At 59.7% G+C, this 26,006-nt stretch carries 23 protein-coding genes; 3 read left to right on the forward strand and 20 right to left on the reverse strand.

From position 1 onward, the window contains the following. Positions 1-570: 570 nt before the first annotated feature. The 4 genes from Q8N04_07805 to Q8N04_07820 form a co-directional block, all read right to left on the reverse strand. Complete coding sequence (locus tag Q8N04_07805; GenBank protein ID MDP3090564.1) at positions 571-1,455, reverse strand: YihY/virulence factor BrkB family protein; 885 nt, start codon at positions 1,453-1,455, stop codon at positions 571-573. 30 nt (positions 1,456-1,485) lie between these two features. Then, the gene (locus tag Q8N04_07810) at positions 1,486-2,577 is read right to left on the reverse strand and encodes an AI-2E family transporter (GenBank protein MDP3090565.1); all 1,092 of its coding nucleotides are present in this window, start codon (positions 2,575-2,577) and stop codon (positions 1,486-1,488) included. A gap of 238 nt (positions 2,578-2,815) precedes the next feature. Continuing rightward, positions 2,816-3,343, reverse strand: a complete 528-nt coding sequence (locus Q8N04_07815) for a hypothetical protein (protein MDP3090566.1) — start codon at positions 3,341-3,343, stop codon at positions 2,816-2,818. A 45-nt stretch (positions 3,344-3,388) separates the two neighbouring features. Then, on the reverse strand, positions 3,389-4,648 hold the full coding sequence (locus Q8N04_07820; GenBank protein MDP3090567.1) for a cation:proton antiporter: 1,260 nt from the start codon (positions 4,646-4,648) through the stop codon (positions 3,389-3,391). Positions 4,649-4,840: 192 nt separating this feature from the next. Here Q8N04_07820 and Q8N04_07825 point away from each other — a divergent pair, with 192 nt between their 5' ends. The 3 genes from Q8N04_07825 to Q8N04_07835 are packed head-to-tail and all read left to right on the forward strand — an operon-like array spanning position 4,841 to position 8,708. Then, the gene (locus Q8N04_07825) at positions 4,841-6,589 is read left to right on the forward strand and encodes a mechanosensitive ion channel family protein (protein MDP3090568.1); all 1,749 of its coding nucleotides are present in this window, start codon (positions 4,841-4,843) and stop codon (positions 6,587-6,589) included. Further along, positions 6,586-7,518, forward strand: coding sequence for a mechanosensitive ion channel (locus tag Q8N04_07830; GenBank protein ID MDP3090569.1), 933 nt, complete (start codon positions 6,586-6,588; stop codon positions 7,516-7,518). Before Q8N04_07825 ends, Q8N04_07830 begins: the two co-directional genes overlap by 4 nt. Then, positions 7,515-8,708, forward strand: coding sequence for an outer membrane beta-barrel protein (locus tag Q8N04_07835; protein ID MDP3090570.1), 1,194 nt, complete (start codon positions 7,515-7,517; stop codon positions 8,706-8,708). Before Q8N04_07830 ends, Q8N04_07835 begins: the two co-directional genes overlap by 4 nt. 15 nt (positions 8,709-8,723) lie before the next feature. On the opposite strand, the gene Q8N04_07840 is transcribed toward Q8N04_07835, so the two are convergent. From Q8N04_07840 to Q8N04_07915, 16 genes are all read right to left on the reverse strand, one after another. Then, positions 8,724-9,977: a sodium:proton antiporter gene (locus tag Q8N04_07840; protein ID MDP3090571.1), complete on the reverse strand. Its 1,254-nt coding sequence runs from the start codon at positions 9,975-9,977 to the stop codon at positions 8,724-8,726. Positions 9,978-10,156: 179 nt separating this feature from the next. Next, positions 10,157-11,083, reverse strand: a complete 927-nt coding sequence (locus Q8N04_07845) for a mechanosensitive ion channel family protein (protein MDP3090572.1) — start codon at positions 11,081-11,083, stop codon at positions 10,157-10,159. Positions 11,084-11,132: 49 nt separating this feature from the next. After that, entirely contained in the window at positions 11,133-12,095 is a 963-nt protein-coding gene (locus Q8N04_07850) for a hypothetical protein (GenBank protein ID MDP3090573.1), read from the reverse strand. Positions 12,096-12,237: 142 nt separating this feature from the next. Then, entirely contained in the window at positions 12,238-13,215 is a 978-nt protein-coding gene (locus tag Q8N04_07855) for a DUF481 domain-containing protein (protein ID MDP3090574.1), read from the reverse strand. A 164-nt stretch (positions 13,216-13,379) separates the two neighbouring features. Continuing rightward, positions 13,380-14,102, reverse strand: a complete 723-nt coding sequence (locus Q8N04_07860; protein MDP3090575.1) for a hypothetical protein — start codon at positions 14,100-14,102, stop codon at positions 13,380-13,382. An 8-nt stretch (positions 14,103-14,110) separates the two neighbouring features. Continuing rightward, positions 14,111-14,413 (reverse strand): lipopolysaccharide assembly protein LapA domain-containing protein, encoded by a 303-nt coding sequence (locus Q8N04_07865; GenBank protein MDP3090576.1) that lies wholly within the window; start codon positions 14,411-14,413, stop codon positions 14,111-14,113. Between the two features lie 40 nt (positions 14,414-14,453). Further along, on the reverse strand, positions 14,454-14,669 hold the full coding sequence (locus tag Q8N04_07870) for a hypothetical protein (GenBank protein MDP3090577.1): 216 nt from the start codon (positions 14,667-14,669) through the stop codon (positions 14,454-14,456). Then, positions 14,666-17,560 (reverse strand): cbb3-type cytochrome c oxidase subunit I, encoded by a 2,895-nt coding sequence (locus tag Q8N04_07875; protein MDP3090578.1) that lies wholly within the window; start codon positions 17,558-17,560, stop codon positions 14,666-14,668. Before Q8N04_07875 ends, Q8N04_07870 begins: the two co-directional genes overlap by 4 nt. Beyond that, positions 17,557-18,903, reverse strand: coding sequence for a Na+/H+ antiporter NhaA (nhaA, locus tag Q8N04_07880; GenBank protein MDP3090579.1), 1,347 nt, complete (start codon positions 18,901-18,903; stop codon positions 17,557-17,559). Before nhaA ends, Q8N04_07875 begins: the two co-directional genes overlap by 4 nt. A 48-nt stretch (positions 18,904-18,951) precedes the next feature. Beyond that, entirely contained in the window at positions 18,952-19,521 is a 570-nt protein-coding gene (locus Q8N04_07885; protein MDP3090580.1) for a gluconokinase, GntK/IdnK-type, read from the reverse strand. 75 nt (positions 19,522-19,596) lie between these two features. Then, complete coding sequence (locus tag Q8N04_07890) at positions 19,597-22,314, reverse strand: glucosidase (GenBank protein ID MDP3090581.1); 2,718 nt, start codon at positions 22,312-22,314, stop codon at positions 19,597-19,599. Between the two features lie 119 nt (positions 22,315-22,433). Beyond that, the gene (locus Q8N04_07895) at positions 22,434-22,721 is read right to left on the reverse strand and encodes a hypothetical protein (protein ID MDP3090582.1); all 288 of its coding nucleotides are present in this window, start codon (positions 22,719-22,721) and stop codon (positions 22,434-22,436) included. Between the two features lie 30 nt (positions 22,722-22,751). After that, positions 22,752-22,913 (reverse strand): hypothetical protein, encoded by a 162-nt coding sequence (locus tag Q8N04_07900; protein MDP3090583.1) that lies wholly within the window; start codon positions 22,911-22,913, stop codon positions 22,752-22,754. Positions 22,914-22,951: 38 nt separating this feature from the next. After that, a complete protein-coding gene (locus tag Q8N04_07905; GenBank protein ID MDP3090584.1) occupies positions 22,952-24,790 on the reverse strand; it encodes a glycoside hydrolase family 15 protein in 1,839 nt (612 codons plus the stop codon). Positions 24,791-24,829: 39 nt separating this feature from the next. Then, entirely contained in the window at positions 24,830-25,405 is a 576-nt protein-coding gene (locus tag Q8N04_07910) for a YihY/virulence factor BrkB family protein (protein MDP3090585.1), read from the reverse strand. Next, a complete protein-coding gene (locus Q8N04_07915; protein ID MDP3090586.1) occupies positions 25,342-25,707 on the reverse strand; it encodes a hypothetical protein in 366 nt (121 codons plus the stop codon). The genes Q8N04_07910 and Q8N04_07915 overlap by 64 nt, the downstream gene beginning before the upstream one ends. Positions 25,708-26,006 lie beyond the last annotated feature (299 nt).

Consider the following 26,006-nt stretch of genomic DNA (forward strand, 5'->3'; position numbering starts at 1 on the left):
GCTGAAACGTACCGCGCTTGCTGAATGATCAGCGCAAGTCTCATGCTATCAGGCCGATGGCCTGTCCTGACATCGCATACCCAAGTCTAATTGGAAGAAAGCGATTTTGCGATGTGCTGTCTGTTTGCACGTCAGGCAAAAGGCCCCACACCATTCAGGCCGGCTGTTGCGAGATGCCTCGATAGGTGAGAAGGGCGTGAGGTCAGAGTTCTGGGGCGCAAAGGCCGCCGTCAGCAACGCCAAGATCAACGCGAAAAATACAAATCCCATCACATACCTCCGCACCGTGAATATACATTCGTGTCGTACACGTCCCCGTCGCGGAAACAGTGGGAAAGAAGAGCGTCTGCGGCGACCCTTCCCACGAATATCAACCGGACGAAACCTGTGGAATTGGCGCTCTGGAGACAGGTTGAATCAGCATTGTATCGATCACCTGCACCGGGTTACGAAGCTCCGCAAAGAAATCGCACGACGAATTGGAGCCCGCGCGCACCTGCATCTGCTGATCGCTCATCCCAGCAGTCAGGCCGTGTACGCTCCCCTCGCTCCATGGCGCGTCACAGATTGTCAGGAGGTTGTCGGCGCCTTGCGCGCCGCGCGCTCGGCGAGCACATGGTAGGCCCAGCCGACCTCGGCTCCGACGATAAATACCGCGGCGGCGTAATAGAGCCACAGCAAAAAGAACAGCAGTCCACCGAGTGCCCCATAGAGCGCGATCGCATCTTGGGCGAACACGACATACCACGCGAACCCCCACATCGCGAGCTGATAGAGCATCGTGCCCGTCACAGACGCGACGAGGAGCGCTCGGTGGCTGAGCGAGCTGGCCGGCGAGAAGCGATAGAGGACATAGAGCAGCGTACCGGTCAAGACTACGCCGAGCAGCTTGCTGGCGACCGCCAGGCTTGGTTGCCGCAACAGGCTCAGGAGGGGCAGCTCGTTCCCGAAAGCATGCACGAACGTGAGGGCCGCCACCGCTCCGATGGTGAGCGCGAGCAAGGCCGCCGTCAGCAGCATCATGAGGATGTCTCTCCCGATTCCTTCCAGGAAGCCGCGCGGTTGGCCGGCTTGAAAGACCAGGTTGAGGACGATGCGAACGGAGCCGAAGAGGGTGCTGCTGAACACAAAGAACGACAGACTGCCGGCCGCCCCCAACAGGCCTCGATTAGCCACAATCGCGCCTAGGTTCTCCGCGAGGGCCTGTTGGGAACGAGGGAGGATTCTTTGCACGACCGATTGAACTTCGTGCACCGCGCGCTCAGAGTCCAGCACCGTGTAACCAAGCAGCGAGATCATCAGCAGGGCGAGGGGAACGGAATAGAGCAAGAGGTTGAAGGCCAGCCCGCTCGCGAGAAACAGCCCATTGTCGGCCACAAACTTGCTGACGGTCTCCTTGACCATGAGCCAGGCAAGCCGAACGCCAGATGCCATAGACCTGGGATGTATGCGCATGACGAGGCGGTCCTTCTGAGACGGGAAGGCTCAGCGTTCGGTCGTGGTGATGACGAAGGCTGCCTTCTCCGCGCGATAACTGTCTATCAACGCGACACCCACCGCCACCACCAAGGGACCGGCCACAATGCCCACCAGGCCGAAGAGCTGAATCCCTCCGAGCACACTGAAAAACGCCAGCATCGTATGCATCTTGGAGGCGCCCCCGACCACAATGTTCCGCACAATATAATCCAGTACGGCAATGACAAGTCCGCCAACCGTCAGGATGATCACCTTGAGATAGGCTCCCTGCACGAACAGATACAGGGCCGCAGGTACCCAGACCAGCGTGGCGCCCAACACCGGCAGGTAGGCCAGAATCGCCATCACGGCCCCCCATAAAAGCGCCGAAGGAAGTCCGACCATCCAGAAGGCAATCCAGCCGATGGCTCCCTCCAACGCCGCCACCAGTGTGTTGCCATAGACCGCCCCGGAGACGACGTCACCGAATCGACGGATTACCAGGTGCTGCCGTTCCGTGGGAATCGGGACGACCTCTTGAACCCACGTGAGGAGCGTCTCGCCATCCCGGAAAAAGTAGAAGGCGGACAGGAGGATCAATCCCAATTCAACCAGGCCCTGCAGGACATTCCCGGCCACTTGCGTCAGCCGCTCTACCAGGGCCTTGCCCAGCTCGGTCAGATTATCTACCAGGAGCGCGCGAAGATCCACACCGGTCACCCGCTGGAATTCCAGAAGCGGGTCGACCATTGCGGCAATCGCCGGATAGCCGCGCCAGCGTTCGAGGAGGCCCGGCTCTTCTTGTAAGGAGGCGACGAGCGCGAGCGAGGTCCTGGCGAGCTCTTTGCCGATCAAGAAGGACAGGGCGACGAGGGGAAGAATGAGCCCGACAGTCATGGCAAGGCTCATGAGGACCGCGCTGAGCGTCTGGCGTCCGCGCGTGACTCGAACCAGTCGCTGGTAGAGCGGGTACAGGGCGTAACAGAGGACCCCGGCCCAGGTCAGAGCGGAAAAAAACGGGCGGAACGTGGCGAACAGCAGGTAGCTGATGCCCAGCAACAGCGCCACTCGCACCAGGCGGATCGCCTGCTCACTCCCCTGTTGTGACGGCTCGCTCACCGGTGCGCCTCCCCGATTGCATGAACTAGCACGGGACAAAAACTCAGGCCGAGCCAGTGCCGCTGTTTCTGGCAGACAGCCCCGGATCTGTCACGCGCCGTTCCGTCCCTTCCACCCTCCCACGGTCGCCCCCGTAACCCTGCACGCGATTGCCGATTGTGACCTGACGCAACGCCAGCAAACGGTTGCGCTGACACGGCATCTCGCAATGTGATGTTCCGGTGGGACCTCGCCCGCGCTATTCCACTTTCCCCCTGAAGACCAACTCGCGAATGCGGCAGTGCGTACACCTCTCCAGAAATTCCTTGAGTTGTTCGTGCACGCATGCTCGCTGGACCTCTTCCGGCAACTTGCTGGCGTCTGGATGGAACGTGAGTGCATAGGGCTCGACCTTCACGGCCCGGAGTGTTCCACCCTGAAGAAAGCGCATATAGGTCGCGGCGGCATCGAGTGTCCGGGCCCCGATATAGACTCGCTCCATACTCCCTTGCGCGGTGTGCAGAGGGACCGAGAGGGTGAAGAACCCCGTTTCCACGTGAAGCGTCACGTCATCAAGTGACAGCTGGGAGACCGGGACGGACACGAATGGAACAGCCTGGATAATCTTTGTTGCGCAGCTCTCATCCAATTCATCCCGTTCTTCGAGTCCACGGAGCCCATCCCCTACTGTGGAAGCCTTGGTCTGACCGTAGGCAGGATGCACGGGGTGAAGGAGAATCATCCATCCCACCAACCACAGGATCAGCAGCGCATCAGTCTTTATCATAGGCGTTCCCCTTCACTCTATCCCTCCTGGTTCGGCGCTATTCTGTCATGACGCCGTGTCCGTTTCGACCGGCGGACTCCAGCGCTGATAGATCATGAGCACGATCGTCATGCCCACCACGCCCATCACAATCACGGTCAGCGCGTACATCGGAAACAGCTCGGTTCCGGGAATCCCGCTCGCCACCGGAAGAAACGCCATGACGGCCGTGGCGACACCGCGAGGGAACATGGCGGCGATCACCAACCGCTCGCCCCCCGTCCAGGCACCGGTCATCCGGCCCAAGGCTTCTGTGGCCATCCCGCGCACCGCGACGACAACCACGAAGAGCCCCAACCCGGTGAGCGCGATGCTCGTTGTGAGCGCGGAGAAATCCAGCATTAACCCCAGCAGGACATAGAAAAACGTCCGCACGAGAAACGATAATTCTTCGTTGATCCGCTTCAGGAATACGTCCAACACGAACTTCGCCTGGTCCAATTCGTAGCCGATCAGGGCCCGAATCGGTTTGGCCAGCCGTCCGACCAGATACTGCATGTTGCTCAGCACAAGGCCGAACAGGAGAATGGTGATGGCTCCGTTGGCCCCGATCAATTCAGCTACATAATACAGGACCAGGATTGCCGCCATCGTCAGCATATACGAAAGGGCCTGCCCCTCCAGCCAGGCCAGCAGGCGCGCCCACAGCGCTCCAGCCAGCACCGCCAACATCATGGCATCCCAGAACGCATGGAATAGTTCCCGAATGATGACGCCAGGGCTCCCCGATTCCTTCATCGCGCCCATCAGCGCTAAGGCCACCACCACGACAAAGACTTCCGAAATGGCCGAATCCAGACTGAGCAATACTTTGGTCTGCTCACGGAGCGAGGACATGTTCGAGGTGACGGGAATGATGATGGCGGCAGCCGTCCCGCCCACAATCGATCCAAGCAACAGGCCGTGCAACCACGTACCCTCCATCCACCACACATAGAATCCCATGATGCCCAGGGCCGTCAGAGTGAACACGGTGACCGAAAGGAACAGCGCCAGCGGCGTTTCGCTGACCACCTTCATGATATGGAGATTGATGCCGCCATCGAAGAGGATGATGAGCAGCGCGAGGGTCCCAAAATAGGGCGCCAATTTCATGACCAGGGCCGGTTCGGCAAGATGGAACACCGGCCCCAGCAGCACGCCGAACCCCATGAGGAATAACACACTGGGTATGCCGGTCCGCTTGAACACCAGCTCACCGGCCAGGCCGACCAGAATGATCAATCCGGTCAAGCCGAGCACCGATTCGACGCTCAACGATTCCATGAAACCAAGACCTTTCGAGCAACACACAGTTTTCGTAGCACGGGGCATTATGCGGGAGGGCCTCCACCGGCGCAACCGAAGAGCGTCGGAATGCCCGACCGGGCGATCCGATCCATGTTGACTGTGGCGCAGCGTCTTTGAGTGTGCCACAATTCCTTCCAAATCGACTGGATCTCGCTGGAGGACTCAGCAATGACGAACTCGAAGAAAGAGGGTGTGAGCTTGCTCAACCGGAGACCCTACTTCTGGACGATCGCCGTATTCTGTTGGCTCATCTTCCCCTGCTCCGGGTGGCACAGCCTGCACGCCGAAACGGCCGCCCCCACATTGAGCCAGGCTCCGCTCCCTCAGCCTATTGGCGCGCCGGTGGTGTTGGGAGAGGATACGCTTTTTTTGATCTACGACAAGCTGGGCCCCTTCACCCCGCAGGAACGGGCTCAGGCCATCACAGACCGGTTGACTCGCCTCGCCAAAGATCCCTTCACCAGCGTGCACTCCGTCACAGCCACGGATCAAGAACTCACGAGCGAGCTCGTGCATGGCGAAATGGTGGTGATGACCATCACCGACCGCGATGCCCAGCCCACCGGCAAGAGCCGGCAGGATCTCGCAAGAGACTACGCACAGAAGATCCAAACGGCGCTCTCACAATCCCACGAACAGTTCTCCATACGCGCCCTCATCATCGACGCCGCCTGGGCGCTGCTGGACACCGCCATTCTCATCGTCCTTCTGGTCCTATTCCACAAAACATTTCCAAAAATCTACGCCAAAATCGAGGCCTGGCGCGGGACCATCATCCGCCCGATCAGGATCCAGCGCGTTGAATTGCTGTCGGCTGATCAGATTGCGACGGCACTCACAGCGCTAGCCAAGACTATCCGCATTGTGGCGGTCTTGGTCCTGTTTTACGTGTATCTCACGACCGTTCTGGGCATCTTCCCGTGGACCCGAGGCATCTCAGCCGCGCTCTTCGGGGCTGTTGTCTCCACCTTGCAGGCCATTGGCCAGGCCTTTGCGACCTATATCCCCAATGTCGTGTCGATCGCGGTCATCATCGTCGTCACCCGGTACATCCTCAAAATGATTTCGTTGTTATTTGTCGGGATCGAGCGAGGAGCCATCACACTCACGGGGTTTCACCGGGAGTGGGCCGAACCGACCTATAAGATCGTCCGGTTCCTGGTGATCGTGTTCGCCGCCATCGCCTGTTTTCCCTACATTCCCGGATCACAGTCCGAAGGGTTTCGCGGCATCTCCGTCTTCTTGGGTCTCCTCATCTCGTTGGGATCGGCCGCTGCCATCGGCAACGTCGTTGCCGGGGTGGTCCTCACCTACATGCGCCCGTTCCGCGTCGGCGATCGCGTCAAGATTGCCGATACCATGGGAGATGTCATGGAGAAAACACTCCTCGTCACGCGCGTCCGGACGATCAAAAACGTGGACGTTACAATTCCCAATGCCATGGTCCTCGGAAGCCATCTCATCAATTTTAGTTCCGTGGCCAAAGAGCAGGGTCTCATTCTCCATACCAGGGTGACCATCGGCTACGACGCCCCCTGGCGAACAGTCCATGCCCTGCTGATCTCAGCCGCGCGGGCGACGACGCATATCCTCGCAAGCCCGGAACCCTTCGTGCTGCAAACCAGCCTGGACGATTTCTATGTGACCTATGAAATTAACGCTTATACCGATCAAGCCAATCTGATGGCGACGATCTACGCGGAACTGCACCGGCACATTCAAGATCAGTTTAATGAAGCGGGTGTCGAAATCATGTCGCCACACTATGCTCAGATCCGTGACGGCAACCAGACCACGATTCCAGACCAGTACCTGCCCAAAACCTACCAGGCTCCGTCGTTCCGCTTGGGTCCGCTGGGCAACTTGTTTCGCGCCGGTCCAGATCCAGAAAGCCCCAAGGGAGGGCCGAAACCATGACAACCTCTCTCCAGCGGTTCATTGAAAGCTGGTTGTTCGATCCGACGGTCGGCAAGCTGGTCTCTACCACGGTCGCGATCCTCCTGGTCATGGCACTGGTGCGGATATCCCGGAGAGTGCTGAATCGCTACGTGCAGGAACCAGGCAATCTGTACCGTGCCAAGAAGATGGTGACGTTTCTTGGATACTTCACGGGGCTGATTGCCATCTCTCTGATTTTCAGTGATAGCCTTGGGAGAATGGCCGTGGCCTTTGGCGTCGCCGGTGCCGGAATCGCCTTCGCCTTGCAGGAAGTCATCGCCAGCCTCGCCGGATGGGTGGCCATCTCATTCGGCAACTTCTACAACACAGGCGACCGGGTTCAGCTCGGCGGCATTAAAGGGGACGTGATCGACATCGGCATGTTACGGACGACGATGATGGAGATCGGCCAGTGGGTGAATGCCGACCTCTACAACGGGCGTATTGTGAAAATTGCCAACAGTTTTGTCTTCAAAGAGCCGGTGTTCAACTATTCCGGCGACTTTCCCTTCTTGTGGGATGAAATCACGGTCCCGGTGAAATACGGCAGCGACTACCGCTTCTCCCGTGAGATCTTTCAACGGATCCTGGTCGAGATCACCGGAGAATATTCCACACAAGCCAAGGCGAGCTGGACGGAGCTGATTCAACAGTACCGAGTGGATTCAGCCGAGATCGATCCCCGCGTCTTCCTCGTCGCCAACGATAATTGGATGGAGTTCACGCTTCGCTATGTCGTGGACTACAAGAAGCGGCGGATCACCAAGGATCGGCTGTTCACCCGCATTCTGGAAGAAGTGGACCAGACCAACGGTCGCGTGGCGCTCGCCTCCGCCACCTTCCATCTCGTCGAAACCCCTGAGATCAAAGTTCAGCTGGTCGCCCCCCCACAAGGTCGCCAGGCTTGATCGCGTTCGGACGCACGACAACCCATTGCCAAGGCCTGCGATGGATTGGATCGTTCTGGCTTGCCCTGCTCCTCCCTGTAATCAGCCTAGGTCTAGCCTTCGGCGAGGAATCTTCCGTCTGGTCGTCCGATTGGCACTATGGCGCGACGGTTGATCTGAGCTACGCGCTCGACTTCAACTTTCCTGACAACCACCGTTGGCGGAGCAAGAGTACCACTCCACGCGTCAATGAACTGGCTCCCAATATGGTGCAGGGATACGTTCGCAAAGACGTCTCCGAAACATCACGCTGGGGCATGGAACTTGGCCTGCAAGCAGGCTATGACACCAATGCATTGGTACCGGATCCGAATCCCGGCAGGGGAAAGCCCGTCGGTGGAGCGGACACGCTGCGCCACATTTCCCGGGCGAATGTATCGTACTTGGCCTCCGTCGGCCACGGCCTGACCCTCACCGCAGGACTCTTCAACAGCTTCATCGGGTACCAGTCGATCTATGCGAAAAACAACCTGAACTACACCCGCACCTACATGGCCGACAACGCGCCCTACTTCATGTTCGGTCTCGGCGCGCAGTACCCACTGAGTGACACCCTGCAACTCGGCCTCTATGTGATCAACGGCTACAGCTATCTGTCCCATCAGAACGACCAACCTAGCTACGGCACACAAGTGGTCTGGAAACCTGCTGCCCGCCTGACCGTCACGGAAAACCTGTACTACGGCCCGGACCAGTCGAACACGGCCATCGAATTCTGGCGATTCTTTTCCGACAGCATCGTGGAGTGGAGAGACGGGCCGCTCATCCTTGCCGCGGCCTACGACATCGGCACGGAGAACGCCGCGGAACTGCCGGGCCAACCCCGGACCTTCTGGACAGCGGCGGCAGTGTATGCGCACTGGAACATCAGCGGCCCCTGGAGTGTGGCTGTACGCCCGGAACTCTATTGGGACCGCAATGGTCGGATTTCCGGATCCGAGCAACTATTAAAAGCCATGACGACCACCCTGGAATACAAATGGACCCACCCCTGGCAGACGGCTCTTCTAAGACTGGAACATCGCTACGATGAATCCTCGGGCGCCGGCGGCGGGTTTTTCAAACGCGGGGAGATCTCGCCAGGCGTCATCGGCTTGGCCCGGGAGCAGCACCTTCTGCTCTTCTCGGTCGTGTGGTCGTTAGATAAATGACCACTGATGCCCCGGTCATTTCCGTGTCAACCTATTCTCTTGGCTCCCTCCCATAGAAAGCACTCGATTGATCGTCAGCCCTTGAACCAAAATCGAAAAGACCACCACCGCATAGGTAATCGTGATCAGCGCGTCGCGCTCCTGGCCGACCGGCAGGGACAAGGCTAACGCCACGGAAATCCCGCCGCGGAGCCCGCCCCATGTTAGAATCGTAACGGTCCGCTCGCTAAACTCCCGGGCGAAGCTGAAGGCTTTCACTTGCACGAAGACGCTCAACCAGCGCGCCGCGAGCACCAGCGGAATGGCGACCAGGCCAGCCAAAAGATATGGCCGCTGAAAGCTCAGCACCAGCACTTCCAATCCGATCAGCACGAACAGCACGGCGTTCAACAATTCATCGAGCAATTCCCAAAAATTGTCGAGGTGCTCTCGTGTGGTGTCGGACATCGCCCATTGCCGGCCATGGTTTCCAATCAGCAAACCCGCCACGACCACGGCGATCGGTCCGGACGTATGGAGAAGGTCCGCGAGGGCGAAACTCCCCATCACCAACGCCAGAGTAATCAAGATCTCGACCTGATAATTATCCACTGACCGGAGCATACGATAGGCGACGTAGCCGAGGGCCAATCCCAGCGCCGCACCCCCGAGGGCCTCTTCCGCAAAGAGCGCAAAGATGTCGGTCACGCTCACCGAGGGTTTCGGTAAGAGGTTGAGGACCACCAGGAAAATCACGACGCCGACTCCGTCGTTGAAGAGCGATTCGCCGACGATCTTCATTTCGAGGGCCTTCGGAAGACGCGCCTGCCGCAACACACCCATGACGGCAATCGGATCGGTCGGCGAAATCAGCGCGCCGAACAGCAGACAATAGAGAAAGGGCAGTGGCAGCCCGACAAAATCAAAGAGCCAATACCCCAGCAAGCCGGTGATGAGACTCGAGAGGATCGTCCCGACGACCGCCAGCGTGCCAATTACCCACTTGAGGTCCAGCAATTCGTCCAGTTTTACGTGGAGCGCCCCGGCGAACAACAGAAACCCCAGCATACCGTGCATGAGCGCCTCGTTGAAATCGATGGCGCCGATGAACCGTTGGGCTTCCGCTTCGACTCCAAACCCCAGCTTGCCCAGTACGAGCAACACGAGCGAAAAGACCAGCGCCACCGCCATCAGCCCGATGGTAATCGGCAGCTTCAACAGCCGATGGTTGACGTAACTGAACAACGCGGCCAGGCAGATCAGAATAGTCAGCGTATGAATTAACGGCACGGCATCTCTCCTTCGGCGAACCCTCTCTGGTGAGCGACGCTCGCCTTTGACAGGGGTAACTGTTCCTTCAGCCGCTCAGGCGATACGGAGACATCGCCTGGGCCGCATCATCCGAATTCTCTCCATGGACCGCATCCCATGGCATCTGTGCGACAGAGAGGCTCAGCTGAGGCGCCAGGCTAGGATTTCGCTATACTTGCTCCGGCGACGACCTCGACTTTGAAGGGGGCGCTGGCTTCCCCCATATACCAGGTTCGATGCGGGAACGGAATCTCGATCCCCTGCCCGTCAAAGGCCCTCTTCAGTCGCCGGCGGTATTCGCGTCCCACATTCCATTGTTCCAACGGCCTGGTCTTGATCCGAATACGAATGACGACGGCTGAATCGGAAAAATCGTCTACGCCGATGATTTCGATGGGGGCGACGAACTTATCGCGAAAGGCAGGGTCTTCCCGTAGCTCTTCGCCGACCTGGCGCATGACGTCGGCGACCCGATCCGTATCCTCTTTGTAAGCCACGCCCATGTTCAGTACGAACGCCGACCATTCCTTCGTCATGTTCGAGAGCGTCGTGATCGTGCCGTTCGGGAAGACATGCACCACTCCTGAAAAGTCGCGCAACGTGATCGTGCGGAACGTGATCGATTCGACCAGGCCGCCGGTGCCGTTGATGACGGCCACATCACCCAGCCTGATTTGATCCTCCAGAATGATGAAGAAGCCGCTGATCAAATCCCGGACGAGATTCTGCGCCCCAAAGCCCACGGCTAGGCCGAGAATCCCGGCCCCCGCCAGGATCGGTCGGATATCCAGTCCGATCTGGTCCAGCACTTCGACGATAATCACGGCCCAGATGAGGCTGATCACAATGGTGCGGAGAATCCCCGTCAGCGTCGCAGCCCGTTTCCGGCTGGTGTCGGAGTCCACGTCCCCCGGCATACCGGTTCTGGCTACCAGAGATTCCAGGTGTCGAATGCCCAGCCGGAGAAACCGCATCGCGACAAGCCCCAGGACGACGATCAATGCGATCTTGGCGCCGGCCTTGCCGATGGTCGCTCCCATCGAAATCAGCCAGGGCGTGAGTTCCTGCAGTGTCCCTGTATCCATATGGGCTCCTTCATCAAGTAGGTTAGGGGTAAAACAACCTGCCGCGTTGTCAAAATTCCCTGATCATGCGGAACCCGATCTGCGGAATTGCCAGATCCTGCGTGAATCGCGCGCCGACACCGGCTTGTATCATCCAATGCCTGCCGAGTTCGTAATGCACCTGCGGCATCACGAGAAACGTCGTGTGGCCGTTTATGACCTGCGCGTGGTTGACTTCGATGCCGGCCACCAGCCGGTCCGATACATCGGCAAAGAGCGTCACGTTGGCCAACATCTCCGTATTGCGTCCGCCGATCTGACCTCCATGTTCAAAGCGGGGCCCGACCATGGCGAACAGGCTCCAAGTCTGGTCGAACCGGTATCCGGCCAGATACAGCCAGGACGTCGTCCACAGGCCGGGATCGCGGTCGTACTGAGCAATGACCTGGGCGCCGTGAATGAATCGATGGTCGAATCCGGTGCCGAACGTGAGTTGTCCGGCCGCTTTGTATGCTTCAAGCGACGCATTCTCCATCGGCGCCTCAAACTCGATCGAGATCCCATCGGCCACCGTATACTCGATTTCAGGCGCCCATTCCATCCCCTGCCTATCGGAGCTGCGCCTCGCGAGGCCCAGCGGGTCCGGCGCATGGTCGACCGTCTTGCTCGTTCGCCTCAGAGGGACCAGGCCAAGAACGTTGATCTCACCGGCGCCGCGTTTTTCCCCCAACGGCCGTACCAGGTCGAACACCATCGGCTCCGGAATCCGGGGCCCCTTTTCTTCTCCCGAGACCCGTTCAATCGTTTCGACCTCGCTGGCCGGATACGACCACACACGAAAGTCCGCCCGTCCGAAACCCTGTCGCGGCATCGCCGGTTCCGGAGAGAAACGCGTCAACCACCGGCCGTCTGTATTCATGAACAGGATCGGACGGGCACAATCCGTTTGGGACTGTTCAGGACCGTAGATGTCCGCCTCGACCGGGTCCGCTGCAATTACAATTGCGCCCAGCGTGGCCGCACACAATGCCATGACAACAGGGGTCATGGAGCGAGCGCCCGTTGAGGTGATAGCCGGACAGGGACAAGCCCCTGCGGTTGCGGCTCCGCTGACGGGCATCCGTTCGCGCTTAACGAGGCCGGTCCTTCCTGTCGATTGCACCCTAAGACTCCCGCTAACTCTTGAATTCAAATCCGACTCCGAAGATGACGGCCTCGTCGGTCCGCTTTCTTCCCGGCGCAGGAGCGTCGTTGTAACGGATGTCATACTCCACGTTGAAAAACAGATTATTGAACAGCGTGACGCGAAGCCCCTGGTCGGCAAAGATGCGCAACGCCGACCGTTGATCGAAGTCGAGAAACCCCTCGTGCTTGTGGAACAGTTTCACCCGGTCCGGAATCAGCAAAAACTCGGTGCGCAAGGACCAGCGGGCCGACGGGGTTTTTATCGAAGGCGCATTCGTATAGTGCTCGCTCACATGCGCCAGGCCTGTCACGACCGAGATCGACACCCGCTGCGTGTCGATGAACTGATACCCGAGTCCGGCGCCGATGGTGCTTCGGAACGACAGGTTTTGAAAGGTGTCCTTTTCCATCAGGCCTTCGGCGCTGGCGAAGAGCTTCTTGCTCAGGAAAAAGTCGTATTTCAGAGAGGCGAGGGAATTGCGCACCGTGACCCGGCTTCCCACCTCTCCGTAGTTGTACTTGCCTTCAGCCAGCATGCGATGCCGATCCGAACGAACCGTCCATCGGGTGGAGGCATTGACGGCTTGTGTTTCGGTGTTCCCCTGGGTGCGATTGCCTCCCACGTTCAGCGTTCCATGGTAGCGGATCGGCGGCGGGGGATTGATCGCCTTTACGGCATCGAGAGCGAACGGGCCATCGACCCCGATTCGGCCGGCTTCGACGGTCGTATGGTGTGTGTAGAGCCACTCAGTCCAGCCCGTTTCTTCGACCTTGTCATGCAACTGGATCGTGAGCGGTTTGTCGGCCGAGAGACTCTGAATTTCCGGCCATCGAATTTTGACTTCGCCGCTGTGCGCCGTACTTAAGATAAGGATCTCTTCCTCCATCCTGACGATCGTGCCGGTCAGGCGGTCACCATTGCGCAAGTGCACCTCGTCGGCCCAGCAGGGCGAAAACAGAACCGTCACGGTAAGCCATCCTGCCGCCAGTACAGAAAACCGGGGCAAAAGAATTCTCAATGAGGTCCCGTGAATAGATCGTGCCGTCATGAGTGGAATCAGTCGTGTCTCCAAGTAGCGGGGGTGCCGGCAAGGATTCTGCGCCATGCAAGATATCTCAGCGGGCATGTCGGCTAAGGGGGATCGATCAGGTCCGTCGAACGAAACGAGAAGAAAAAGAACACGACGTACTGGTTGTAATACGCCGAGCCGGTGTACTTCGGCGTAGCACGTACGAACCGCCCCGAATGGTTCTCGTAGACATCCAGATGCACCCGCACATGCGCCAGTTGATCTTGTTCCTGGTAGATCGTGATCTGCGGGAGTGCGAAGGGAATGATGACGCTTTGGATGGGCGGAAGGCCGAAAAAAGTTTTCCCCTGATTCGTGCCCATGGATTCCACCTTGACGCGGACGAGATACGGCGCGTCGTCTTCCGTTTTCTTGATGGAATACCCCAATTCTCCCAGCCGCGCGGAAGCGGCGTCCCGCACATAGGCCAAATCCCACGAGGGGGAATCGATCACCGCGAAGCTGGCGTCCTCTTCACTCACATGCATATGTGCCCGGTCGGTCTGCAGCCCGCTGACCTCCACCATGACCGTCGTGCCTTCCGGCAGCGGCACGGTGAGGTCGGCCAGCGACCGTTCCACAGCCTGCGTCAGTAATAGCTGTTCGATCGCGCTTCTCGGTGTCCGAGAGACTTCTTGCGTTAGCGCACAGTCGACACTGAGCGCAGCCAGGGCAGCGACCAACAGACCTCGCCCGATCTGCGGAAGCGGCTTGCCGAATCTGGGTGGACGAGCCCAGCGGCCCGACAAACCATTGCCTCTCTCTGAGCGGACCATATCCGGCATAATGTCATTCACGGGGCCGGAGGGGAAGTCTCGTGTGATCCTCTGGCGATCCGTTCCAAGTCACGAATTCGCTCGCCTTGCGAGCGGACAGTCTCCTCAAGCTGCCTGGTTTGTTTCGCACGCGTGAATCTGGGACCGAGCGATGCCAGAAACGTCAGCAGCGCGCCCAACATGGCGGAACCAAGAATGATCAGCACCAGCGACGTATCATAGTCCCATAGGAGAAAATGGACGGTGACGGCCACGGTGTTCTGCAGCGCGAAAACGGCAATCAGAATGGCGAACAGGAAGGCAATGAATAGTGTGGGCATGTCAGAATCCTCTTCAGCAATCTGCCGGACTCGATCGATCTCAGCCCGGGCTCCAATATTCAATGGCGTAATAAATACTCCAGAGAAGCAATCCCACCACAACCAGGATCAGCCAAAACGGAATACGCCCGTCATGCTCTGTAATCCCCGCGTGCCGGTACAGATAGGGCTGTCCAGGATCCGAACTATCCTGCCGCTCCGGCCCCGATGGACCGGAACTCGACTCGTCCGCTTGTATCACGTCTCGATCTCTCATGGTTGCCGCCCTTCATTGGCGGTCTCAGCCGCCGGCCGGGCCGTCTGCCGTTCGTCAGGCTGTCGCTGAACGACGTCCTTGTCCAGCTCCCCCCGTCTGGCAGCGGGCGAAAGCGCAGCCCAGATGCGCGATCGGGCCTGCTCCCGATCCGTCTCCTTCAAGCCGGCCGCAACCAACTCCGCCTCGTGCGCCTTCACGCGGAGCGATTGGACGTAGTGGACGATATCCCATATCTCCTCCGGACTGAGCTGCTCCCAGAACACCGGCATGGGCGTTCCCCCGATTCCCGTTATCACGGTTTTATACAGATGCTCGCCATCGTGCCCGAGCTTCACGCCTCCGGACAGACCGGCCGGCAGCGTGAAATTCGCCGGCTTCAACGGTTGCCCCCACACATCTTTTAAGATCGGCGCCATCGGCCCATCTCCTTTTCCCTCGGCGCCATGACAGAGCATGCAGTTCGCCCCGAAGAGGGCCTTCCCCTTCTCGAGCGACACGATCGAGATCGGAGGCTCCGCCGCGATCGTCATCGACGGCGGGACGACCTCGTCTCTCCATCGGCCAGAAAATGTCTTGATGTACTGCACCACGGCCCGCCGTTCGTGGTCTGAAACTTCCTGCCAGGCCGGCATGGCCGTCCCCCAGAGTCCGTGGGTAATGGTGCTGTAGAGATCGATGTCGGTCGGCAGTGAATCCTTGCCGGAGGTCGATCGAAACTTGAAGATCCCGGTCGTGAAATCTCTCGGACGCGGAGTCATGAATCGTGCGGACGGTCCCAGGCCATCACCCTTGCCCCCATGGCACCCGAGACAGCGGCGTTCGTACACCGACTTTCCGAGCATCAGCAGCTCGTCCTGCGATTGAGGACTGGCATTCAACACCTGGCCGGACGAAACCTGTGTTGCAACGAACCCTTCCCGCCAATCGCCGATGCCGGTCCCGAGCTTTTGCACATACAGCACCAAGGCCTTGCCGTCGTCGTTCAATTCCGGCGCATCGCCGGCTTTGGCCGGTTCGAACAGCCAGGGGAACACCGGCATGATAGAGTCCGGCACGACTTCCCGCGGGTTCCAAAAATGGGCGGCATGCCAATCGTCGCCATATTTCCGGCCCACTCTGGTCAGGTCCGGACCGATGCGTCGCGTGCTGAACAGGTGTGGCCGGTCATAGGCATATTCGCCGGCCTGCGACACCGGCCCCCAGCGGAACGACTCTCCGGTGACGGGACGCACGTATTGCGAATGACAGTACCAACAGCCCTCGCGGATATACACCTGCCGGCCCTTCAGCTCTTCGGGCGTATAGTCCGCCACCTGGATCGCCGACTTTGTGACGGGGTCCTCGACGGTGGTCGTGCGCGTTTCAGTCATCAACCAGGGGGTGACGCCCTGCACGCCGACGGCAAGAAAGAAAAACCCGAACCCCGCAACCAGGAAGACCGTGGAGGGGCTTTCGATCCAGCTTCCCTTGGCGACAACCTCTATCGGCGTATCGGCCGGGCGGGCGGCCTCGAACACCTCCGGCTCCAACGCCTCCCCCTCTCGCGCAGTCTTGTAGAAATTGATGACCATCAGGAGCAGCGCCACGTCCATTGCCACGCCTCCCAGTGTGCGCGCGACCCACCAGGGCTTCATCTCTTTCACCGTATCCACGAAATTGGCCCCGTACTCGAGCATGGAACCCTGGACGAACCCTTGAGCAGACAGCCCCACGACCATCACCGTGAAGCCGGCGACGGTCAACCAGAAGTGCCAACTCGCCAGCTTGTCGCTCCAGAGCTTCCGGCCTGTGACGCGCGGCCAGACATAATAGGCGGAGCCTACCGCCCACACGACGAAGGTGCCGAACACGGTGAGATGGGAATGGGCGATCACGAAGTCATTGAAGTGGGTCAACTCCTGAACCCGACGCAGCGCCTCGACCGAGCCCTGGAAACAGCCGATCAGATAATAGACCGCTCCCATCATCAGAAACTTGGCTGCATAGTTGTCGCCTCCGCCCCCGCCGGCGACAGTGCCCCATCGTCCCAGCATCGTACCGAAGAAATTCACCACCACCGTCCAAACCGGAATAATGAGCAGCATGCTGGTCACGATCGAGATCGTCTGGGTCCAGTGCGGAATCGGACTGTACAGATAGTGATGCGTGCCGACAAACGGATAAAAGAAAGCCAGCCCCCAGAATCCCAGCAACGACAGCTTGTGACTATATAACGAGCTCTTGGCGCTGAGCGGTAAGAAGTAATAGACCAGCGCCAGGCCGGCGGGAGTGATCCAGAGCCCGACGATGTAGTGGATGTACAACCCGTGCATGGCCGCACTGTTGACCCCCGCAATATCTTCGGCATAGGTCAACAGCACATTGCCGAGAATCAGGTTCATGATCGTCCAGATCAACGCGGCGGTCGTGTACCACATCGCGACATAGAACCGCCGCTCGGTCCGCCGAAAGACGGTGCCAAGCACCTGCACGGTGATCAAACCCAGGATAACGAACCGGAGCAGATTGAAGGGCCATTCGAACTCCCCGGCTTCGAGTCCCATATTGAACCCGAACAGAAACGAGGCGTTGCCGAGAACCAGAAACCCGTTCCATAGCCACAGGAGCCACCAGCCCCACTCCTCTTTGTACATCCGCACCCCGCAGAGACGCGGCACGATGTAGTAGAGGAGCCCGAGGAAGACGGTTGAGAACGATCCGAAGATGACGCCATTGACATGGATCGGACGCAACCGGCCGAATGTCAACCAGGAGATGCCATCGAGAAATCCCGGATTGTGAAACTTGATCGACACCACCACCCCGACGATCGGAAAGAACGTTAACCAGATCAACGCCCACCACAACCAGGCCCTGATTAGCGGTCGATTAATCACTTCTTGATCGTTCATCGTCTTCCCTCCATGTGAATCCGTCTCAACAACCACCACCCGATGGTCCCCGCCACCGCCGAGGCGGTCAGGATCCCCACTTTGGCCGGGGCGTCGAGCGGCGTTTTCCCGAACGCCAGCCCTTCGATGAACAGCGACATCGTGAAGCCGATACCGGCCAGAAATCCGATCCCGATGATGTGGCGCCAGGTCAGATCCGGCGGCATGGTCGCCAATCCGACACGAATCGCCAGCCACGACGCCACGATCACCCCGACCGGCTTGCCGATGACCAGGCCGGCCAGGATGCCGAGCGCGACGGGATGACCCAATGTCACGACCGGATCGCCTTCGAGCGTGACGCCGGCGTTGGCCAATGCGAAGATAGGCAGAACCACAGCCGTCACCCACGGGTGCAGGGTCTGCTCCAGACGTTGGAGAGGAGTGCCCACTTCACGGACCGCCTGTTGCAAACGGGAGGCCACTTTCTGTCTGGTCTTGTTGGCAAGCGGAGGGCCGCCCGGCTCCATCGCCTTCTGAAACCTATCGAGCAGCGCACGGCTCCGCGTGATGAACTCCTCGCCGGACAACCGTGTTCGCGCCGGAATCGTGAACGCCGCGAGCACGCCGGCGATCGTCGGGTGGACACCGGAGAGGAAGAACGCCAGCCACAAGCCGCCGATCCCCAGCATCCCGTAGACGAGCGGATGGCGAATACCGACGACGTTTGCGCCGATCAGGGCAACCAGGAATCCGCCCCCCACCTCCAAACTCACCCAGGAGATCGTCGAGGTGTAGAAGAAGGCGATGATCAGGACCGCGCCTAAGTCATCGCCGATGGCCAGCGCGACGAGGAACACCTTCAGTGCCAGCGGCACCCCTTTCCCGAGCAACGAGAGAATCCCGAGTGAGAAAGCGATGTCCGTGGCCATGGGAATGCCCCAGCCCTTGGCCCCTTCCGTCCCCCCGTTGAACGCCGTATACAGCAGCGCGGGAAGGACCGCTCCCCCCACCGCGGCGGCGAGAGGCAACGCGGCTTGTCGCAGGGAGGAGAGTTCACCGACCAGCACCTCTCGTTTGATCTCCAAACCGACGACGAAAAAGAACATCGCCATCAACCCATCGTTGATCCAGAGGACCAGCGGTTCCGTGAGTACGAAGTCGCCCGCCCCGAACGTCACCGGCAGTCGCCGGAACGCGGCATAGGCATCCGCCCACGGCGAGTTGGCCCAGACCAGGGCGATGAGCGTCGCGGCCATCAGCAGAATGCCCGCCGCCGACTCCGTATGGATGAATGCCCGGAACGGTTCCACCATCGGTTGGATCAACGCGTCACCCGCCCGGTTGTGATTTGTTTGCGACATCGTCTTTTCTCCTGTCCAGTCTCGAACAGCGGATGGCGAAGAGCTAAATTAATTATTGTGGCCCACAACCGCAAGCAAGAGTGTTCCGCTCGCTGCAGGCCATTCACGACCGGCTTTTCGCCGCCTTGTAACCCAGTTCCGAACGGATCTGATCCACGATCCGGTCGGGGCTTTCCTCGACATCGATGACCAGCGCCCGGTCCGGGACCTCAAGAATATCGAACTGACTGCCACCAGGTCTCGATGCATGAAGTGGCCTTCCCGGACGGCCAGCCGTCGGGTCAGGAGGTCGATGTTACCTTTGAGGTAGACCAGCCGGACCCGGTCTGCCACACCTTCGAGCAGTACCTCGCGATACAGACGCGTGAGAGCCGAACAAGCCAGCACGACAGGCCGTTGTCCTTCAATCCATCCCCCGATCAATTGACGAAGCTGCTGCAGCCACGGGCGGCGATCCTCATCGGTCAGTGGCACGCCTCGCTTCATCTTTTCGATGTTGGTCGATGGATGAAACTCATCCGCGTCGTGGAAGGTCCATCCCAGCTTGTCGGCCAGCAACCGGCCGACGGTCGTTTTCCCGGCGCCTGAGACGCCCATAATGAGCACGACCTGCGGCATCACATGCTCCGCCTCTGTATCCCTCACTCCCGACACCAGTCTCCGCCCTCCAAATCCTTCGGATGCTCTTGCCCCTCATCCGTTTCTCTTAACCCTTCCCTCCTGCGTATGCGTCCGGCGGCTTTGAGCCAGATCCTCCAGACATCGGATCACCAGCGCCGTCCATCCGGTCTGGTGGCTCGCGCCGCAGCCCCGTCCCGTGTCGCCGTCGAAATATTCGTGGAACAGTTGAAGGCCACGCCAGTGCGGATCCCCGGCGAACCGCTGATCGTCTCCCTGCCAGGGTCTCGCTCCCCGCTCGTCCGGGAGGAAGAGGCCCGCGAGGCGCGCGGACAACAACGTGGCAATTTCTCCCAAAGACTTCTTCTGCCCTGAACCGGTCGGATACTCGACCTGAAACTCGTCACCATAGAAATGGTGGTACCGTTCAAGTGCCTCGATGAGGAGATAGTTCGTCGGAAACCAGACCGGACCTCGCCAGTTCGAGTTGCCGCCGAACAGGTCGGAATCGGATTCGCCCGGCACATAGGCCACTCGATACTCGTTGCCCTCTGCCTGAAACACGTACGGACGTTCCAGATGGACCCGCGACAGCGAGCGAATCCCGTACGGCGACAAAAACTCGCTTTCGTCGAGGGCATAGCGCAGCACCCGTTCCAGCCGGTTCCGCGATGGGATAGCCAGAAGCAGTCGATCGTGCGAAAGGTCCTTCGCCGACTCCATGTATGAGATTTGTTGAGCAAGGTCCTGCCGGTTCTCTAAAAACCAGCGCATCCGCTTCGTGAAACCCGGGAGGCGGTCGAGCGCGGTTCGCTCCAGAACTTCCACGGCAATGAGCGGAAGCAGCCCGACCATGGACCGGATCTTCAACGGAACCGGTTCGCCGTTGATATGAAGATGATCGTAATAGAACCCCTCACCTTCCTCCCATAAACCGGTTCCGTCGAGATTGTTCATCGCATCCGCGATCGACACGAAGTGCTCGAAAAACTTCGATGCCACGTCCTCGTAGGCCGGATCCTCCTGAGCCAGTTCGAGAGCCATCGCCAGCATCGTCAAGCAGTAAAAGGCCATCCAAGCGGTGCCGTCCGCCTGCTCGAGATGTCCGCCGGTGGGAAGGGTTTTGGACCGGTCGAAGACGCCGATGTTGTCGAGCCCGAGAAACCCGCCGGAAAAGAGGTGCTTGCCGCGAACGTCCTTGCGATTCACCCACCAGGTGAAATTGATGAGCAGCTTCTGGAACGCACGGGCGAGAAACATGCGATCCCGCGTCCCTCGTGGCCCCGACATCTTGTAGATGCGCCAGCAGGCCCAGGCATGGACGGGCGGATTCGTATCGCCAAACGCGAATTCATACGCGGGAATTTCGCCGTTCGGATGCATATACCACTCGCGCAGAAACAGGAGCAGCTGAGACTTGGCGAAATGCGGATCAATGCGGGCGAACGGAATCATGTGGAAGGCCGAGTCCCAGACGGCATACCAGGGGAACTCCCATTTGTCCGGCATCGAGAGGACATCGCGATTGTAGAGATGCCTCCAGTCGCTGTTGCGACCGGTGCGCCGGCTCGCGGGCGGAGTCGGCTGAGCAGGGTCGCCATCGATCCAATCCTTGACCGCATAATGATAGAACTGCTTGGTCCAGAGGAGCCCGGCACAGGCCTGACGGGCGACATGCCGCTCTCCTTCGGACAGGGCCGACGGGAGCGCGGAGGCATAGAACTCATCAGCTTCGCGGATCCGCTCGTCGAACAGGCGGTCGAACTTTTTTCCGAACGGCGACTTGGGCGCATCACGCTCGGACGACAGCCGCAACCGTACAACTGCCTGATGACCAGCCGGCACGTCGAGACGATACAGACCTGCCACCTTCGTCCCGACGCCCGCGGGGTTGACGGCCTCAGTTCGTCCCTGGATGAGATACTCATGAAACGCATCCTTGGCGTAGGGCAAAGGATGCTCCGCCCCGAACAGGCGCATCACATTGGTTTCGTTCTCAGTGAAGAGGAATTCCGGGCCATGCTGTCCGGCAACCGGGTCCGCGACGAATCGATACCGTCCCAACTCGTGGTGATCGGCGAGCAAGGCCGTTTCGTTGCTCCGTACGATCTGCGGCTTCGGTCCATACCCCTCTCCGGAACGGCCCCAGGCCCAGGTGTTGCGGAACCAGAGGGTCGGCAACAGATGGATTGTTGCCTGATCCGGCCCGCGATTGGCCACGGTGAGCCGGATCAGGACGTCGTCGGACGAGGCTTTCGCGTATTCTGCAAAGACATCCCAGTACCGGTTGTCGTCGAACACTCCCGTGTCGGCCAACTCGAATTCTGGCTCGCCCTTCCCGCGGTGACGGTTCTCTTCAACCAGCCGCCCATAGGGAAACTCGGCCTGCGGATACTTATACAGAGCTTTCATATAGGAGTGCGTCGGCGTCGAATCGAGGTAGAAGTAACATTCCTTGACGTCTTCCCCGTGGTTGCCTTCTGGGCCAGACAGGCCGAAGAGACGCTCTTTCAGGATCGAGTCCCGTCCGTTCCAGAGAGCGAGCGCGAAACAGAGGCGAGCGCGCCGGTCGCAGATCCCCAGCAAACCGTCTTCTCCCCATCGGTAGGCGCGACTGCGCGCATGGTCATGGGGAAGATAGTCCCAACAGGTCCCGTCGGCTGAATAGTCTTCCCTGACGGTTCCCCACTGCCGTTCAGAAAGATACGGCCCCCATCGTTTCCAGTCGCCGACTCGCTCCGCATCCTCGATGAGACGCTTCGCCTCAACACCCGGCTGTCCAGTCTTTCTCATATCCGTTCCCTTCGTGCTGAAGACCGCTCAGGAAACACCGACCCTCCACAGGACATGGCTCCAAACACCCGGGGGTTGTCGCGTGTCGAACCGACGCCTGTGTCGGCCACCTGCCGCCGTTACTTGAATCTGGCCGAGGCGCTGTCGACTGCCGACTTCAATTCGCTCCACGCGCCTTCGGCACCGGTCTTGAGGATTTCCCACGCCTCTTCACCGGCGGCACTGATTTCGCCGAGCTTTGTCTGCGCCGCATCCCGCTTGGCCTTGAGCGAGTCGAGTTGCTTCATATATTCGATCTTGGCGCTGGCCTCGGCCTTGTCCGCCTTGGCTTTGAGCACATCGATCGTGGCACCCCATTCACGGAGTTGCGCCTCCATTTTCTCGATATACGCAGTTTTCAGATTCATCGAGGCACTCCTTTCGTCATTGAGCCGCATTTATCCACCTGCATCTTTGACCCGCTCGGCTGCGTCTTTCGCTCTACCTTGCATCGCCGTTACGATTTCCTCCGTCGCATCCTCGATCCTCTTCGCTCCCTCCGCACCCGTCTCGATTTCCTTGGCCTCCAGCTCCTTGGCGTTCTCACTCGTCTTATTCAATCAAGTGACTCATGAGGAACCTCCTGCCACCTCCTCTCTCATACCGGATGGCCGCCCTTCTTCAACAGCCTCGCTAAGTTGACCCCGCTCGAGATCACGCCGATATGACTGAATGCCTGGGGGTAGTTGCCGAGAAAGGCCCCGGTCGATGGATCGATTTCTTCCTGCAGGAGTCCGAGTGTGCCCGCTCTCGCGCAGAGAGAGTCGTATAACTCAAGTGCCTCATCCAGTCGGCCTTGCTTGGCCAGATTATCTACCAGCCAGAAGCTGCAGAGCAGGAACGCGCCTTCGTGACCGGCGATGCCATCGGGCGATTCCTCCGGCAAGTACCGGTAGAGCAACCCCTTCCCCGCGCCCAATCGCTTGACGATCGCGCGGGTCGTCGCGATCATTTGGGGATGATCCGCCTTGATGACTCGGCGTAACGGCAATGTCAGCAAACTCGCATCCAGTCCGCCCCCGCCTAAATGTTCCGTGAACGACTGTAGTTTCTCATCCCAGGCTTCTTTCATAATCGCCTGCCTGATCTCATCTGCCGTGTGTTGCCATGTCTGAGAAGGTCCGGGGAGCGAGAAGCGTTCTGCCATCCGGGCGGCGCGGTCCAACGCCACCTGGCACATGGCAGCCGAGTAAGTGAAAGGCCGCCCACTCGTGCGGACCTCCCAGATGCCATGGTCGGGCGTCCGCCACTCCTGCGCAGCGGCATCCGCCAGTTTCCGGAGCCGTTCCCAGAGCGGAACGGGAATGGCCCCATGATGCACGGCCCATTGATGGGCGCAGTCCAGGATTTCTCCGTAGACATCGTGCTGATGTTGCGCGGCCGCCGCGTTACCCCACCGAACCGGTCCGGAGCGGCGGTACCCCTCCAATTCGCCGTCCTCCCGTTCGGCCGGAGGCATCCGCCCATCGAAGTCATACATCACGCGCGGCATACCGTCCCGGTCCACGGCATCCAGCACCCAGCCGAGAAATCCGGCCGCTTCGTGAGAGAGACCGACACGATGGAGGGCGTAGACGGAGAAGGCCGCATCCCGCACCCAGGCATACCGGTAGTCCCAATTGCGGGACCCGCCGATGAGCTCCGGCAGTGAAGAAGTCGGAGCCGCGACGATCGCGCCGTTCTCAAAATGGTCCAGCAGCTTGATGGTAATGGCCGACCGGCGAACCAGCGCCTCCTGAGGACCGTGATACGTCAGATGCGCGAGCCACCGCCGCCAGACGGCTACCGTGTCCCTGCGGAGCGCGGCCTCGTCGAAGCGGGGAGCATGCGCAGCTCCTTGCCTCCAACAGAGGAGCAGGTGGAGCGATTGCCCGGCCTTAATCGTCACCGACGTGCGCAACCCGGTCAACGGAACCGTGGAGTAGAGGTGAAGGGTCAGATCGGGCTGTGCGCGGCAACGAATGCGAATCCCACCGTCACGGGGATCCGCCTCAGCTCCGCCACGAGGCTCGAGGTGAATCGTCAGGTCTATGCTTCCTTCAACGACCGTGGCAGTCCGCAGCAATTCTCGCCGCGTCGCCGACACGTCCTCCGAGAGGTCGGCTCCCGCCACTAAGGGACAGAAGTCCGTGACCCGCAACAGACCGGTGGACGTTCTCATCTCTGTCACCAACAGGGCGGTATCGTGTTCATAGAATTGGCGGGACTCCAGCACGCTGGCAGGCGCGACGGTGAAATGGCCCCCGTGCGTTTGATCCAGCAGACTGCAGAACAAGGGTGGTGAATCGAAACGAGGCAGACACAACCACGCCAGGCTTCCGTCCCGTCCGATGAGCGCTGCCGTGGCTCCGTCTCCGACAAGGCCGTAGTCTTCGATCGGCAGATAGCCGTCGAGTCGATGAAGCCCGTTCAGTGCCGATTGCCGATTTGCTGCCATCTCGTCTTCCTCCTCATGCGTGTATCACGGTCGACAACCTCACCGTTCCGCTCGCGCCGGCTGATCGAGCCTCTCCCAATGTTCAAAGACCCAGCCCGCTTCCGCGCCCACTAGAAACACCACCGACACGTAATAGAGCCAGACGAAGAAAAAGAGAAAGGCGCCCACCGCCCCGTATAAGGCTATGCTGGCCTGAGCGAAGTGCACGTACCAGGCAAACCCCTGCCTGGCAAACCAGAACAGGACGACCGCCACGCCTGCGCCCACGCCCAGGGACCCGAGCTTCAACGTCTTGACCGGAGAGAACCGGTAGAGCCCTAGGATCAAACTGCCGCCGAGCATGGTCGCTATGACCGGATGGAGCACTTGCATGCCCTGTCCCCACAGAGCCCCTGCCCAGGGGACCTGCTCACCGAGATTGCCGATGATGGTCTCCACCGACGCGAGGCCGATCGCCACGATCAGCAGACCGACGCAGAAAGCCATCATGAGCAGATCCTGGGCCGTCCCGCGCAGGAAACTCCTGGCGGGGCCGGCTTGGAACACGATATTCAGCACATGCCGGATCGAACCGAACACCATCGTGCTGAACAGCAGAAACGAGATAAATCCCATGATCCCAGCAGTCCCCGATCGGCGACAATGGCGCCCACGTGCTCAGCAAAGATCTGTTCCGACCGGGGAAGAAATTGCCGAATGACGGATTGCACTTCTTCCAGAGCCTGCTGCGACTCCAGCACTGTATAGCCCAGAATGGAAATCGCAAGGAGCGCCAGCGGAATCATATACAGAAGCAGGCCGAAGGCCAGGCCGCTCGCCAGAAATAATCCGTAATCCCGGTCGAATTTCAGGATCACCTCACGGGTCATTGTCACGACCAAGACGGCGGTCTGGCACACGCTCATACGTACGGACATAGCCTATCCACCTTCCAACACGTTTTATTGTCGGCGGTCGCGCGCGTTACCAACCCGGCGGAGGAACAGCCACCAACAGCGATTCCGTCCGGTAGCTTTCGATCAACGTGATCCCCACGGCCACCACCAACGGACCGGCGATGATCCCGACCAATCCAAAAACCACCAGCCCTCCCAGCACAGAAACAGCAACGTGTGCAGATGCGATTGTGCTTTTGCCAGAAGCACGAGCGCGAGATCTATTTATGCCGTTTACCCTTTACATGAAACGCACAGTTGTCTCATGGATACCGCACGAT

This window comes from Nitrospira sp., from assembly GCA_030692565.1.
Lineage (GTDB): Bacteria > Nitrospirota > Nitrospiria > Nitrospirales > Nitrospiraceae > Nitrospira_D.